The organism is Chromobacterium sp. CCUG 76385, assembly GCF_059916625.1.
On the sequence record NZ_JAUCGU010000012.1, the window covers coordinates 72237 to 85931 of the forward strand.

Below are 13695 nucleotides of genomic sequence, written 5' to 3' on the forward strand. Positions count from 1 at the left end.
TAGGAGTGGAAAATGAGAGCTTTTGCTGCGATGTTGTTGCTGGCGAGTTTGCCGGCCTGGGCCGAATCGCCCGCCGACTGGGTGGTGTACCAGGATGGCCGCCAGCTGCAGCTGGCGGTGGACGGCAACTCGCTGTGGCTGGGCAAGGACGGACTGGTGCACTTCATCAACCAGGAGCGTTTCGCCAAACAGCGCTACGAGAAGCCGTACAAGCTTCACTACTATATCCGCCGCACCACAGGCTACGCCGATTGCAAGCAGTACCAGTATGTGTTTGTCGGTTCCGAGTATTTCGACCAGAACAACAAGCACCTGTTTTCCACGATGTTCCCGGTGCCGCGCTATGCCTGGAAGTGGCAGCCGGTGAACGAGGATTCCGTCGCCCACGCCATGATGAAGGTGATCTGTGACGCGGCGGGAAACGCCTCCCAATAATTGAAATCGAAGAGAATGAACGCAACCCTGCTGATCGAACTCCTGACCGAGGAGCTGCCGCCCAAGGCCTTGCCGCGTCTGGCCGCGAGCTTCGCCCAGACCATCTCCGAAGAACTGAAGAAGGCGCAGTTCGCCGCCGCCGACGCCGCGCCGGTGGTGTACGCCTCGCCGCGCCGCCTGGCGGTGCAGCTGCCCGGCGTGCTGGCCGTGCAGCCGGACCAGCACATCACCCGCCAAGGCCCGGCCGTGGCCGCCGGCTTGAAAGATGGCCAGCCGACCCCGGCCCTGGCCGGCTTCGCCCGCTCTTGCGGCGTGGATGTGTCCGACCTTTCCATCGTCAACAACGGCAAGCAGGATGTGTACGCCTATTCCAGCACCAAGGCCGGCGAGGCGCTGTCCGCCGTGCTGGCCGACGTGGTGGCGCTGGCGCTGAAGAAGCTGCCGGCGCCCAAGCTGATGCGCTGGGGCGATTCCGACGTGCAATTCGTGCGTCCGGCGCATGGCCTGATCATGCTGCATGGCGACAAGGTCATCGCCGGCGAAGTGCTGGGACTCAAGAGCGGCAACGTCACCCGCGGCCACCGCTTCCTGTCGCAGGGCGAGGTGGTGGTTGCCCACGCCGACGATTACGCTCGGACCCTGCATGAGTCCGGCAAGGTCATCGCCAGTTTCGCCGCCCGCCGCGAGCTGATCGGCCACAAGCTGGCCGAGGCCGCCGCCCGGCTTGGCGCCACCATCGCCGCCCCGGACGCGCTGTTCGATGAGGTGACGGCGCTGGTGGAATGGCCGGTGGTGCTGGAGGCCGGTTTCGAGGCCGAGTTCCTGCAAGTGCCGCAGGAGTGTCTGATTCTGACCATGCAGCAAAACCAGAAGTATTTCCCGCTGCTGGACCAGAGCGGCAAGCTGATGAACCGCTTCCTGCTGGTGTCCAATATCGCGCCGCAAGATCCGACTTTCGTGATCGGCGGCAACGAGCGCGTGCTGCGCGCCCGCCTGTCCGACGCCAAGTTCTTCTTCGAGCAGGACAAGAAGCATCGCCTGGACAGCCGCCTGCCGCGTCTGGCCAATGTGGTGTACCACAACAAGATCGGCACCCAGCTGGAGCGCGTGGAGCGGCTGCAAAGCATCGCCGGTGCCATCGCCCACGAGCTGGGCGCCGACACCGCGCTGGCCGCCCGCGCCGCCTATCTGGCCAAGGCCGACCTGGTGACCGATATGGTCGGCGAATTCCCGGAGCTGCAGGGCATCATGGGCATGTATTACGCCCAGCATGACGGCGAGCACGCCGAAGTGGCCGCCGCCATCGAGGGGCACTACCACCCGCGTTTCGCCGGCGACACGCTGCCGGCAGGCAAGATCGCCACCGCTGTGGCGCTGGCCGACAAGCTGGAAACCATCGTCGGCATCTGGGGCATCGGCCTGATCCCGACCGGAGATAAAGATCCGTTCGCCTTGCGCCGCGCCGCGCTGGGCGTGGTGCGGATGGCTTTGGAAGCCGATCTGGACCTGAAGCAGCTGCTGGCCATCGTGGCCGCCGCCTTCCCGGAGGGCAAGCTGTCCGCCACGGTGGCCGACGAGGTGTTCGGCTTCATGATGGACCGTCTGAAGAACTTCCTGGCCGCCGATTGCAAGGGCGACGAGATCGACGCCGTGCTGGCCCTGGCGCCGAGCCGCATTCACGAAGTGCGCGCCGTGCTGGCCGCCGTGGCGCAGTTCAAGGCGCTGCCGGAAGCGGCCGCGCTGGCCGCCGCCAACAAGCGCGTCAACAACATCCTGAAGAAGGCCGAGGGCGGCATTGGCGAGGTGAATCCCGCCCTGCTGCAGGAAGCCGCCGAGCAGGCGCTCTACGCCGCGGTGCAGGAGCTGGCCCCGGCGGTGGAAGCCAAGTTCGCCGCCCACGACTTCGCCGGCGCGCTGGCGCAGCTGTCCAGCCTGAAAGCGCCGGTGGACGCCTTCTTCGACGGCGTGATGGTGATGGCCGAGGATGCCCAGGTTCGCGCCAACCGCATCGCGTTGCTGGCTCGTCTGGCCGCCTTGTTCAACCGCGTGGCGGACATCTCGCTGCTGGCGGAGTAAGCGCAAGGCGGAAGCCCGGCCATGCCGGGCGTTCCGCCAAGCCGCCAGCCGGAAAGCGTGCAAACGGCGGAACGCCCCGGCGGGGCTTCCGCCCTACTCATTGGAGAAAGCGTGAAGCTAGTCATTCTGGACCGGGACGGCGTGATCAATCAGGATCGCGACGATTTCGTCAAGAACAGCGTGGAATGGGTGCCGATCGAGCATAGCCTGGAAGCCATCGCCAATCTGACCCAGTCGGGCTGGCGCGTGGTGGTGGCCACCAACCAGTCCGGCATCGGCCGCGGCCTGTTCGACATGCACGCCTTGAACGCCATGCACGAGAAAATGCACCGGCTGGTGGGGCAGGCGGGCGGCCGCATCGACGCGGTGGTGTTCTGTCCGCACGCGGCGGACCACGGCTGCGAATGCCGCAAGCCGCTGCCGGGCATGGTGCTGGAGATCGCCGAGCGCTTCAACGTCAAGCTGGAAGGCTTGCCGCTGATCGGCGACAGCCTGCGCGATCTGGAAGCGATCGCCGCGGTCGGCGGCCAACCCATGCTGGTGAAGACCGGCAAGGGCGTCAAGACGCTGGCGGCCGGCAAGCTGCCGGAAAACACCCTGGTGTTCAACGATTTGTACGATGCCGCCGAGCATCTGATCAATCATCACTGAGGCAGATACTGCAAGCATGATCAGTCTTTTGATACGCAACCTGCTGTACTGGCTGGTTCTCATCGTCATTACGCCGCTGTTTTTCTGTCTGTTGCTGCTGGCCGCGCCGCTGCCGCGCCGCGCGCGCCACGTATTCGGCGTCAGCTGGGCGCTGACCTTGCTGTGGATGCTGGAGCACGTCATCGGCCTGAAATACAAGGTGCTGGGGAGCGAAAACATCCCGACCGAGCCGTCGGTGATCTGCTCCAAGCATCAATCGGGCTGGGAAACGCTGGCGCTGCAAAAAATCTTCCCGTGGCAGGTGTACGTGGCCAAGCGCGAGCTGGCCTGGATACCGCTGTTCGGCTGGGGCCTGGTGTTGATGAACCCGATCATGATCAACCGCTCGGACCGCTCGCGCGCCAATCAGCGTTTGCTGGAGCAGGGGCTGGAGCGCAAGCGCCACGGCTTTTGGATCACCGTGTTCCCGGAGGGCACCCGCACCAAGCCGGGCCGCATCGGCAAGTACAAGCTGGGCGCGGCGCGCATGGCCAAGCAGTTCGACATGCCCATGGTGCCGGTGGCGCATAACGCCGGCGAATTCTGGCCGCGCAACGCCTTTCTGAAATATCCGGGCGAGGTCACCGTGGTGGTGGGCCCCGCCATCCGTCCGTCCGAAAGCGTCGGCCCCGAATCCATGATGGCCGAAGCCGAAGCCTGGATCGAAGCCCGCCAGCGCGAAATCGGCGGCGTCGGTCCGTTTGCCGATCCCGATGAAAAACGCCAGCGTCTGGCATCGCCTGCCTCTGCCTGACGGCGACGTGCCGGTGCTGCTGACGCGGCGGACGCGTCAGAGCATAGGCATACGGGTGCGCGACGGCGTGGTCGAGCTGATCGCCGCGCCCGGCGTCAGCCAGGAGCGCCTGCATCAGGTGCTGCGGCAGCGCCACGACTGGATCGTGGGCCATGTGCTGCGCCAGCGCAGCCAGCAGGCCAAGAGCGAGGATCTGAGCCGGTTGACGCTGCTGGGCGAAGCGCTGGGCTTGCGCCTGGTCGGCGGCGGCCGCAAGACGGTGCGGCGCGACGGCGACGTCCTGCTGGTGGCCGGCGTGGCCGAAGGCGACGCCGAGGCGCTGAAGGCCGTGCTGGCTAAATATCTGAAACGCGAGGCGGCGCTGCTGTTCCCCGGCCGCCTTGCCCTGTTGGCGGCGCGTTGCCGCCGCAAACCGAGCCGATTGCAGCTGTCTTCCGCGCGCACGCGCTGGGGCAGCTGCAGCGCCGACGGCGGCATCCGCCTGAACTGGCGGCTGGCGCAGGCGCCGTTGGCAGTGGTCGATTACGTCATCGCGCACGAACTGGCTCATCTGGAACACATGAATCACTCGCCGGCGTTCTGGGCGGAGACCGAGCGTCTTTACCCAGGCTGGCGCGAGTCTCGCCGCTGGCTGCGCCAGCATGGCGGCGAGTTGTTTGCCTTTGGCTGATTTTGAGGATTTTGTCATGAGAATGCTTCACACCATGTTGCGCGTCGGGAACCTTGAACGCTCGATATCGTTCTATCAGGAAGTACTCGGCATGAAACTGCTGCGCCGTTCCGATTTTCCGGAGGGCCGTTTCACGCTGGCCTTCGTCGGCTATGGCGACGAGGCCGATCACACCGTGCTGGAGCTGACCCATAACTGGGACACCGAATCCTACGAGCTGGGCAATGGCTACGGCCACATCGCCATCGAAGTGGAAGATGCCTATGCCGCCTGCGACATGGCGCGCGCCAAGGGCGGCAAGGTCACCCGCGAGGCCGGCCCGATGAAGCACGGAACCACCGTGATTGCCTTCATCGAGGACCCGGACGGTTACAAGATCGAGTTCATCCAGAAGGGTAGCCGCTAAGCGCGGCTGACAAAAATCCTGGTGCCGCGTTGCGCCGCCTGGCCGTACTTGCGGGTACGGCCAAGGCGGCGCGTTTTGCCTGCGGCGTTTTGTGGATTTTTGTCAGCGACTCCATGTTTTCGCGCGTCTGGCAGGACTTGCGACACGCACAGGCCGGCACCCGGAAGCCCGGCCTGCGCCGACAAGCACAACCGGGAATGCTCTGGCAGCTTCGCGCTGCGTTTTTATCTACGGGCCATGCCCGCGGGAAGGACTGATGAAAAATAAACTGATTACTCTGGCGGGCGCCATGCTGTTGCCCGCCGTCGCCCAGGCAGCGGATCTGGATGGCGCCTCGCTGAGCCTGGGTTGGGCCGTGCCGTTCGCCGGTATCCTGCTGTCCATCGCCTTGTTTCCTATGTTGGCGCCCGGCGTGTGGCACCATCATTTCGGCAAGATCACCGCCGGCTGGACCGCCTTGTTCCTGCTGCCGTTCGCCGTGATGTTCGGCCTGGGGCAAACCGGCGAGCTGGTGCTGCACGCGCTGTTCACCGAATACATTCCCTTCATCGTGCTGCTGTTCGCGCTGTACACCGTATCCGGCGGCATTCTGGTATGGGGCTCGCTGCACGGCTCGCCCAAGCTGAATACCACCATCCTGGCCATCGGCACCGTGCTGGCTTCCATCATGGGCACCACCGGCGCGGCGATGCTGCTGATCCGCCCGCTCTTGCGCGCCAACGAGGGCCGCAAGCGCAATGTGCACGTCGTGGTGTTCTTCATCTTCCTGGTGGCCAATGTCGGCGGCGGCCTGACGCCGTTGGGCGATCCGCCGCTGTTCCTGGGCTTCCTGAAGGGCGTGACCTTCGGCTGGACCTTCCTGCACATGCTGGCGCCGGTGGCCTTGCTGTCCGCGCTGCTGCTGACCATCTTCTACTTCCTGGATCGGCACATGTACGCCAAGGAAGCGGCGGGGGGCACGCTGAAGCCGGTGGACACCAGCCATGACAAGCCGCTCAAGCTCTACGGCAAGCGCAACTTCTGGCTGCTGGCCGGCGTAGTGGGCGCGGTGCTGATGTCCGGCTTGTGGAAGCCCGGCATCGTCATCCACCTGCCGGGCGCGCATCTGGAGCTGCAGAACCTGCTGCGCGACGGAATCCTGGTGCTGCTGGCCTTCGCCTCGCTGTGGATCACGCCGAAACAGGTCCGCGCCGGCAATGAGTTCAACTGGCTGCCGATTCTGGAAGTGGGCAAGCTGTTTGCCGGGATTTTCATCACCATCGCGCCCGTGATCGCCATCCTGCGCGCCGGCGAGCACGGCCAGCTGGCCAGCCTGGTGCACGCGGTATCCGGTCCGGAAAGCGAGCCGCTGGAGATCATGTACTTCTGGATGACCGGCATTCTGTCCAGCTTCCTGGACAATGCGCCGACCTATCTGGTGTTCTTCAATCTGGCATCCGGCGACGCCGCCACCATGATGGGCCCGCTGGCCGATACGCTGCTGGCCATTTCGATGGGCGCGGTGTTCATGGGCGCGATGACCTATATCGGCAACGCGCCTAACTTCATGGTCAAAGCCATCGCCGAGCACCGCCACGTCAAGATGCCGGGTTTCTTCGGCTATATGATGTGGTCTGGCGCGGTGCTGCTGCCGTGCTTCGTGTTGCTGACGGTGGTGTTCTTCTAGATCCGCCAGCCCTATCAAACCAAAAGCCCGCCGCGATCGCGACGGGCTTTTTGCTGGCTGATCAGAATCAGGCTTCAGACAAGGCCGGCTTCAGTTCCGGCTGCGGGGCCGGACGGCTCAGCAACTGTTTCCAGCGGCGGCAGGCGGAGATCAGAATCACCAGGCCCAGGGCCAGCATCACGATGGAGATGCCGGCATTGAACAGGTTGTAGCCCTTGGCAGCCGGATTCAGGTACACGTTTTTGACCATCCAGTAGCCGGCGTAGTTGACGGTGACGTACAGGTAGGCCAGCGGCACCAGGCAGGTCATCATATAGCTGCGCTTGTGCGACAGGCGCAGGATGATGGTGGCGCCGATGATCAGGCCGATGGAGGCCATCAGCTGGTTGGACACGCCGAACAGCGCCCACACCGAGTTGATGTCGCCGGAGTTAAGCAGGTATCCCCACATCACGCAGGCCACGACGGAGGCGCCGATCGCGCCGGGCATCCAGTCGGTGCGCTTCAGCGGCGCCCACAGATCGCCGACGAAGTCCTGGATCAGATAGCGGGCGACGCGGGTGCCGGAATCGATGGCGGTGAGGATGAACACGGCCTCGAACATCACCATGAACTGGAAGAAGTAGGACGCCAGATTGCTGAACCACGGGATGCGGGTGAAGATGTCCGCCATGCCCACCGCCAGCGTCACGGCGCCGCCGGTGCGGCCGTACAGATCGAGGCCGATCTCCTCGGACAGCTTGGGCAGATTCACCACGTCCATGCCCAGGGTGTGGAAAACGGCCGGCGCGGAGTTGATGGCGAAGTAATCAGCCGGGTGCAGGGCGGTGGCGGCGATCAGCGCCATCACGCCCACCACGCATTCGGCCAGCATGGCGCCGAAGCCCACCGGCAGGATGTCGCTCCATTTGTCGATCTGCTTGGGCGTGGTGCCGGAGCCGATGAAGGCGTGGAAGCCGGAAATCGCGCCGCAGGCGATGGTGATGGAAATGAAGGGCCATACCGGGCCGGACAGCACCGGGCCGCCGCCGTGGATGAACTGGGTCACGGCCGGGAACTGGATTTGCGGGTTGATGAACACCACGCCGACCACCAGCAGGCCGAACACGCCGATCTTCATGAAGCTGGACAGGCAGGCGCGCGGGGTCAGCAGCATCCATACCGGCAGCGCGGTGGCGAAGAAGGCGTAGATGGGCAGCAGCAGCGACACGGTCGACGCCTGCAGCGACAGCCATTCGCCCAGCGCGGTGTGCTGGATGTAAGGGCCGGCGAACACACAGGCCATGATGGCGGCGATGCCCACATAGCTGGCGTTCTTCATGCTGCCGGTCACGCGTTCCCACAGGCCCACGGCTATGGCGATGGGGATGGTCATGAACACGGCGAAAGCGCCCCACGGGTTGCGCTCCAGCGCATGCACCACCACCATGGACAGGCCGGCCATGGTGATGGTGATGATGAACAGCATGGCCAGGCCGGTGCACCAGCCGGCCAACGGGCCGAGCTCGGCCTTGGCCACTTCCGATAGCGATTTGCCGTGGTGCTTCATCGAGGCGAACAGCACCACGGTGTCGTGCACCGCGCCGCCGATGACACAGCCTATCAACAGCCACAGCATGCTGGGCAGGTAGCCGTACTGGGCGGCCAGCACCGGGCCGACCAGCGGGCCGGCGGCGGCGATGGCGGCGAAGTGGCCGCCGAAGGCCACCCACTTGCTGGTGGGCACGTAGTCCTTGCCGTCTTTCAGCTCATGGGAAGGGGTGACGGCGCTGTCGTCGACGCCCAGCACCTTGCGCGTGAAGAACACCCCGTACAGGCGGTAGCAGATCGCAAGAATGCACAGGCTGCCGATCACAAAAGTCAATGCGTGATCCATGATCATGGCTCCGGTGAAATAGTGGCTTCACCTTACGCCTTTAAAGAAAGGACCAGGGGCGCCGGCTGCGCCAGCGGCAGCCTGGCGGCGCGAACGGCGGGAAAACGGGGGGCGAGCGGCGGCGCAGTCGCTCAGCCAGGAATCCCCAACGCTTCCTTCAGCGGCCTCAGGAAGCGGCGGCTGACCGGCAGGCTGCGGCCGCCCAAGGTCACGATATCGGCCACGCCATTGTCGCCGAGACGGATTTCGCGGATGGCGCGCAGATTGACCAGATGCTGGCGATGGCAGCGGAACAGGCCGCTGCGCTCCTCGAAGGTGCGCAGCGTCAGTTCGGTGAAGTGTTCGCGCCCATCGGCGGCCTGCACGAACACGCCGCTGACGCGCGAGGAGACAAATTCCACTTCGTCCAGCCTGAGCAGGGCGATGCGGTTGACGCCATGGCAGGGCACCAGCTCCAGCGGCGCCAGCGGCAGGCCGTCCAGCGCGCGCGGCGCGGCCTCGCGTTGGAGCCGGCCTATGGTCTTGGCCAGCCGCTCTGGGTCCACCGGTTTGAGCAGGTAATCGAAGGCATGTTCCTCGAAAGCCTGAATGGCGTAGTCGTCGAAGGCGGTGACGAACACCACGCGCGGCAGCTTGTCCGGGTCCAGCATGGCCAGCATTTCCAGGCCGCTGACGCGCGGCATCTGGATGTCCAGAAACACCACGTCGGGCTGCTGGCGGTGGATGAAGGCGATGGCCTCGATGGCGTTGCCGCATTCGCCGACGATGTCGAAGCCGGCATGCGCGGCGAGGAGCTGGCGCAGTTCGTCGCGCGCCAGCGGCTCGTCGTCCACCAGCAGGGTCTTCAGCATGGTTGTTCTCCGGGGCAGGGGCAGGGCACCGTCAGCGTGACGCGGGTATAGGCTTCCGGCTGGCACTCCACCGACACGCCGTAGCCGGCGCCGTGGCGGGCGCGGATGCGGCGGTCCACCAGCGACATGCCCATGCCGTCGCTGGGTCCGGCCGGCGCGTACAGGCCGGCGTTGTCCTCCACCGTCACCCGCAGCGCGCCCTGGTCGCAGCGCGCGCCAATGCGGATGCGGCCGGGCTCCAATAGCTGCGAGGTGCCGTGCTTGATGGCGTTTTCCACGATGGGTTGCAGCGAGAAGGCCGGCAGCTGGACCTTGCGGGCGTCCTCCGCCAACTCGATATCCACATGCAGCCGCCCGGCGAAACGCGCCTCTTCGATGTGCAGATAGGCGCTGACATGTTCGATCTCGTCCGCCAGCGTCGCCACCTCGCTGGAGCGCTTCAGGTTCTTGCGGAAAAAGGTGGACAGATATTGCACCAGCTGGCGCGCGTGCTCCGGGTTGCGGCGGATCACCGCCGACAGGGTGTTCAGCGCGTTGAACAGGAAGTGAGGGTTGACCTGGGCGTGCAGCAGCTTGATCTCGGTCTGCGCCAGCAGCTGCTTCTGCTGGTCGTAGCGGCCCTGCAGGATCTGGCTGGACAGCAGGCGGGCGATGCCTTCGCCCAGCGTCAGATTGATGTGGGAGATCAGCTTGTTGCGCGGCTCGTACAGCTTGATGGTGCCGATCACCCGCTCGTCTTCGCCGCGCAGCGGAATCACCAGCGACGACGCCAGCTTGCACTGCGGATGCAGGGAGCAGCGGTAGGGCACTTCCTCGCCGTCGGCGTACACCACCTGATTGTGTTCGATGGCGCGGTGGGTGTGCGGCGAGGTGATGGCGGTGCCGGGCTTGTGGTGGTCGTCGCCGATGCCGATGAAGGCGAGCAGATGTTCGCGGTCGGTGATGGCCACGGCGCCGACGCCCAACTCCTCGTACAGGATGCGGGCGACGGTCATGCTGTTCTCGCGGTTGAAGCCCTGGCGCAGAACGCCCTCGGCGCGGGCGGCGATCTGCAGCGCCTTGCTGGAGAAGGCGGTGGAGTATTGCGTGGCCAGCGCGCGGCGGTCCAAGAGAATGCGCATGAACATGCCGGCGCCCAGCGTGTTGGCGATCATCATCGGCAGGGCGATGCTTTCCACCAGATGCTCGGCCGCATGAAACGGCCGCACCAGGGCCAGCAGGATGGCCATCTGGCACACTTCGGCGGCCAGGGCCGTCAGCGCCACCACCAGCGGGTCGAACAGCTTGGCCCGTTTGCCCTTTCTCACCAGATACAGATGCACCAGCCCGCCCAGCAGCCCTTCCACCATGGTGGAGACCATGCAGGCCCCGGCAGTGAGGCCGCCCAGCGAGTAGCGGTGCAGGCCGCCGGTGAAGCCCACGGCCAGCCCCACCCATGGTCCGCCCAGCATGCCGCCCAACACCGCGCCGATGGCGCGGGTGTTGGCGATGGAATCGTCGATGTGCAGGCCGAAGTAAGTGCCCATGATGCAGAACATCGAGAACACCACATAACAGGCCAGCCGATGCGGCAGCCGCAGGGTCACCTGGGTCAGCGGCATGAACAGCGGCGTTTTGGACAGCAGATAGGCGATCACCAGATAGACGCACATCTGCTGCAGCAGCGATAGCACCAGGGACAGTTCGACAAGCATGGGCGGGATTTTGGTTTGGATGTGAACAGTTTAGCGGGCTATCGCGCGGCGCAACTTTGTCCTGGCGCAAGGGTGGACGGCATCGGGCCGGCGGTGACGCGGCGCTGTGCTTTCCGGTATCCTTGCGCTTTCGACGTTTTCCCTGCTGAACCGATATGCACATCCACATCCTGGGTATCTGCGGTACCTTCATGGGCGGCATCGCCGCCATCGCCAAACAGGCCGACCACAAGGTGACCGGCTGCGACGCCAACGTCTACCCGCCGATGAGCACCCAGCTGGAGGCGATGGGCATTGAGCTGGTGCAGGGCTTCGGCGCGGAACAGGTGGATTTGAATCCGGATGTGTACGTGATCGGCAATGTGGTGACGCGCGGCAAGCCGCTGATGGAGGAAATCCTCAACCGCGGCCTGCCGTACATCTCCGGCCCGCAGTGGCTGGCGGAGAATGTGCTGCGCGACAAATGGGTGCTGGCGGTGGCCGGCACCCACGGCAAGACCACCACCAGCTCCATGCTGGCGTGGATACTGGAAGACGCCGGCCTGGCGCCGGGCTTTCTGATCGGCGGCATCCCGGAAAACTTCGGCGTGTCGGCGCGCTTGCCGGGCAAGCCGGCGCTGGATGCGGCCAGCGTCAGCCCCTTCTTCGTGATCGAGGCCGACGAGTACGACACTGCTTTCTTCGACAAGCGCTCCAAGTTCGTCCATTACCGTCCGCGCACGGCGATTCTGAACAATCTGGAATTCGATCATGCCGACATCTTCGCCGATCTGGCCGCCATCGAGACCCAGTTCCACCATCTGGTGCGCACCATTCCCGGCAACGGCCGCATCGTCAGCAACGGCCGCGAGGCCAATCTGGACCGCGTGCTGGAGAGGGGCTGCTGGACGCCGGTGGAGCGTTTCGGCGCCGACGCCGGCTGGCAGCTGGGCGCGCTGCATGACGATGGCGCCTTCGACGTATGGCTGGAAGGCAAGCTGCAAGGCACGGTGCGCTGGGATCTGATGGGCGAGCACAACCGGCTGAACGCGATCGCCGCCATCGCCGCCGCGCGCCATGCCGGGGTGGCGGTCAAGGACGCCATCGACGCCTTGTCCCGTTTCGCCAACGTCAAGCGCCGGATGGAAGTGAAGGGCGTGGCGGGCGGCGTCACCGTCTACGACGACTTCGCCCACCACCCGACGGCCATCGCCACCACGCTGGAAGGCCTGCGCCGCAAGGTCGGGGCGGCGCGCATCCTGGCGGTGCTGGAGCCGCGCTCCAACACCATGAAACTGGGCACCATGAAGGACGCGCTGCCGGGCTCGCTGGCGCTGGCCGACCGGGTATTCTGCTCGGCGGCGGGGCTGAACTGGAACCCGGGAGAGGCCTTGCAGCCCATGGGCGACAAGGCGCAGACCTTCGCGGACTTTGACGCGCTGCTCGGCGCCATCGTCGCCGAGGCCAAGCCAGGCGACCATGTGCTGGTGATGAGCAACGGCGGTTTCGGCGGCATTCACCAGAAGCTGCTGGACAAACTGGCCTGATCGGGTCCGCCCGGACGCAACAGAAACGCCGATGGTCTATCATCGGCGTTTTTCATTCCCGCTGACGCAACGGATCAAGGCAGGCGGATGATGTAGTTGGCGCCGCCTTCCTGCGCTTTTTGCAGCGCATATTCCAGCCGCTCCAGCATGGGCTTGGGACCGGCCTCGTCCGGCCGCAGCTCGCTGAGCCCGACGCAGGCCGCCGCCTGGTGTTCCTCGCCCTGATACAGAAAGGTCAGCTGGCGCAGCGAGGTAATCAGCCGGCGCGCCAGTTCGCTGGCGCCGTTCATGTCGGTGCTGGGCAGCAGGATGATCAAGGCATTGTCGTCGCGGCGCGCCACCAGATCGCTGTCGCGTATGCTTTGCAGGCACAGGCTGGCGGCCAGCCGCAGCAGATGATTGTAGGCCGAGCCGTCGTCCTCCCTGGGCACCATGTCCGGAGCGTTGACCAACACCAGCGCCAGGATAGACAGCGTGCCGCCGTAACGCAGCACGCGGCTGGTTTCGGCGTGGGCGGCGGCCATCATCCGGTGCATGCCAGCCACGCCGGTCAGCCTGTCTTCGTCCTGGCTCTGGCAGCCTTCTTCTTTCAGCGTCTTGACGATATTCAGCGAACGCTGCACCAGTTGGCGCTCATAGTCCAGCAACTGGCTCATCACCTTGGCCTCGGTGCGGTCGGAGAAGCTGAATACCAGCATCGCCGCATCGTTCAGGCTGACCTTGCGCACCGAGAGCTGGACATCGAAGTTGCGGCCGTTGACCGTGCGCAGCTGCATGCCGCGGTTGTAGATCATGCTGTGCGCGTCCAGATCCTGGCGTATGGCGTCGACGTCGGCGGGGTGGGGCAGGAAGTCGTACATCGAGCGGTCCAGCAACTCGTCGTGCGGGCAAGCCAGCAGGATGCTGGCCAGCTGGTTGGCGGACACGATGCGGCCATCGTCCGGCGAGGACAGCACCAGGCAACCCTGCACCGTGTCGATCAGGGGCTGCAGCGTCTGCAAAGCGGTCATGGCTGTTCCCCCATCCGTGGCAAACAGGCGTGTCATAGCCG

12 protein-coding genes are annotated in these 13695 nt (G+C 65.2%); 8 read left to right on the top strand and 4 right to left on the bottom strand.

Features of this window, described 5'->3' with window-relative positions:
- Positions 1-12 precede the first annotated feature (12 nt).
- The 7 genes from QUG01_RS10230 (at position 13) to QUG01_RS10260 (ending at position 6697) form a co-directional block, all read left to right on the top strand.
- The gene (locus tag QUG01_RS10230; protein WP_500830041.1) at positions 13-435 is read left to right on the top strand and encodes a surface-adhesin E family protein; all 423 of its coding nucleotides are present in this window, start codon (positions 13-15) and stop codon (positions 433-435) included.
- 15 nt (positions 436-450) lie between these two features.
- Entirely contained in the window at positions 451-2511 is a 2061-nt protein-coding gene (gene glyS, locus QUG01_RS10235) for a glycine--tRNA ligase subunit beta (protein ID WP_500830042.1), read from the top strand.
- A gap of 111 nt (positions 2512-2622) precedes the next feature.
- Entirely contained in the window at positions 2623-3162 is a 540-nt protein-coding gene (gene gmhB / locus QUG01_RS10240) for a D-glycero-beta-D-manno-heptose 1,7-bisphosphate 7-phosphatase (RefSeq protein WP_043621266.1), read from the top strand.
- Between the two features lie 16 nt (positions 3163-3178).
- Positions 3179-3955 (top strand): lysophospholipid acyltransferase family protein, encoded by a 777-nt coding sequence (locus tag QUG01_RS10245; protein ID WP_199153736.1) that lies wholly within the window; start codon positions 3179-3181, stop codon positions 3953-3955.
- The gene (locus QUG01_RS10250; protein WP_500830043.1) at positions 3915-4625 is read left to right on the top strand and encodes a M48 family metallopeptidase; all 711 of its coding nucleotides are present in this window, start codon (positions 3915-3917) and stop codon (positions 4623-4625) included. The genes QUG01_RS10245 and QUG01_RS10250 overlap by 41 nt, the downstream gene beginning before the upstream one ends.
- A gap of 16 nt (positions 4626-4641) precedes the next feature.
- On the top strand, positions 4642-5031 hold the full coding sequence (gene gloA / locus QUG01_RS10255) for a lactoylglutathione lyase (RefSeq protein WP_043621258.1): 390 nt from the start codon (positions 4642-4644) through the stop codon (positions 5029-5031).
- A gap of 256 nt (positions 5032-5287) precedes the next feature.
- The gene (locus tag QUG01_RS10260; RefSeq protein ID WP_500830044.1) at positions 5288-6697 is read left to right on the top strand and encodes a sodium:proton antiporter; all 1410 of its coding nucleotides are present in this window, start codon (positions 5288-5290) and stop codon (positions 6695-6697) included.
- Between the two features lie 67 nt (positions 6698-6764).
- On the opposite strand, the gene QUG01_RS10265 is transcribed toward QUG01_RS10260, so the two are convergent.
- The 3 genes from QUG01_RS10265 to QUG01_RS10275 form a co-directional block, all read right to left on the bottom strand.
- Positions 6765-8573, bottom strand: coding sequence for a carbon starvation CstA family protein (locus tag QUG01_RS10265; RefSeq protein WP_500830045.1), 1809 nt, complete (start codon positions 8571-8573; stop codon positions 6765-6767).
- A 131-nt stretch (positions 8574-8704) separates the two neighbouring features.
- A complete protein-coding gene (btsR, locus tag QUG01_RS10270) occupies positions 8705-9424 on the bottom strand; it encodes a two-component system response regulator BtsR (protein ID WP_500830046.1) in 720 nt (239 codons plus the stop codon).
- On the bottom strand, positions 9418-11118 hold the full coding sequence (locus tag QUG01_RS10275; RefSeq protein WP_500830047.1) for a LytS/YhcK type 5TM receptor domain-containing protein: 1701 nt from the start codon (positions 11116-11118) through the stop codon (positions 9418-9420). Before QUG01_RS10275 ends, btsR begins: the two co-directional genes overlap by 7 nt.
- Positions 11119-11273: 155 nt before the next feature.
- On the opposite strand from QUG01_RS10275, the gene mpl reads away from it, so the two are divergent.
- Positions 11274-12644 (top strand): UDP-N-acetylmuramate:L-alanyl-gamma-D-glutamyl-meso-diaminopimelate ligase, encoded by a 1371-nt coding sequence (gene mpl / locus QUG01_RS10280; RefSeq protein WP_500830048.1) that lies wholly within the window; start codon positions 11274-11276, stop codon positions 12642-12644.
- 74 nt (positions 12645-12718) lie between these two features.
- On the opposite strand, the gene QUG01_RS10285 is transcribed toward mpl, so the two are convergent.
- Positions 12719-13654: a diguanylate cyclase domain-containing protein gene (locus QUG01_RS10285; RefSeq protein ID WP_500830049.1), complete on the bottom strand. Its 936-nt coding sequence runs from the start codon at positions 13652-13654 to the stop codon at positions 12719-12721.
- Between the last annotated feature and the right edge of the window lie 41 nt (positions 13655-13695).

Coding starts and splice junctions, on each gene's coding strand:
- btsR (WP_500830046.1), bottom strand. CDS start 9,424: ATGCTGAAGACCCTGCTGGTGGACGACGAGCCGCTGGCGCGCGACGAA.
- mpl (WP_500830048.1), top strand. CDS start 11,274: ATGCACATCCACATCCTGGGTATCTGCGGTACCTTCATGGGCGGCATC.
- gloA (WP_043621258.1), top strand. CDS start 4,642: ATGAGAATGCTTCACACCATGTTGCGCGTCGGGAACCTTGAACGCTCG.
- QUG01_RS10260 (WP_500830044.1), top strand. CDS start 5,288: ATGAAAAATAAACTGATTACTCTGGCGGGCGCCATGCTGTTGCCCGCC.
- QUG01_RS10275 (WP_500830047.1), bottom strand. CDS start 11,118: ATGCTTGTCGAACTGTCCCTGGTGCTATCGCTGCTGCAGCAGATGTGC.
- glyS (WP_500830042.1), top strand. CDS start 451: ATGAACGCAACCCTGCTGATCGAACTCCTGACCGAGGAGCTGCCGCCC.
- QUG01_RS10245 (WP_199153736.1), top strand. CDS start 3,179: ATGATCAGTCTTTTGATACGCAACCTGCTGTACTGGCTGGTTCTCATC.
- QUG01_RS10285 (WP_500830049.1), bottom strand. CDS start 13,654: ATGACCGCTTTGCAGACGCTGCAGCCCCTGATCGACACGGTGCAGGGT.
- QUG01_RS10250 (WP_500830043.1), top strand. CDS start 3,915: ATGAAAAACGCCAGCGTCTGGCATCGCCTGCCTCTGCCTGACGGCGAC.
- QUG01_RS10230 (WP_500830041.1), top strand. CDS start 13: ATGAGAGCTTTTGCTGCGATGTTGTTGCTGGCGAGTTTGCCGGCCTGG.
- QUG01_RS10265 (WP_500830045.1), bottom strand. CDS start 8,573: ATGGATCACGCATTGACTTTTGTGATCGGCAGCCTGTGCATTCTTGCG.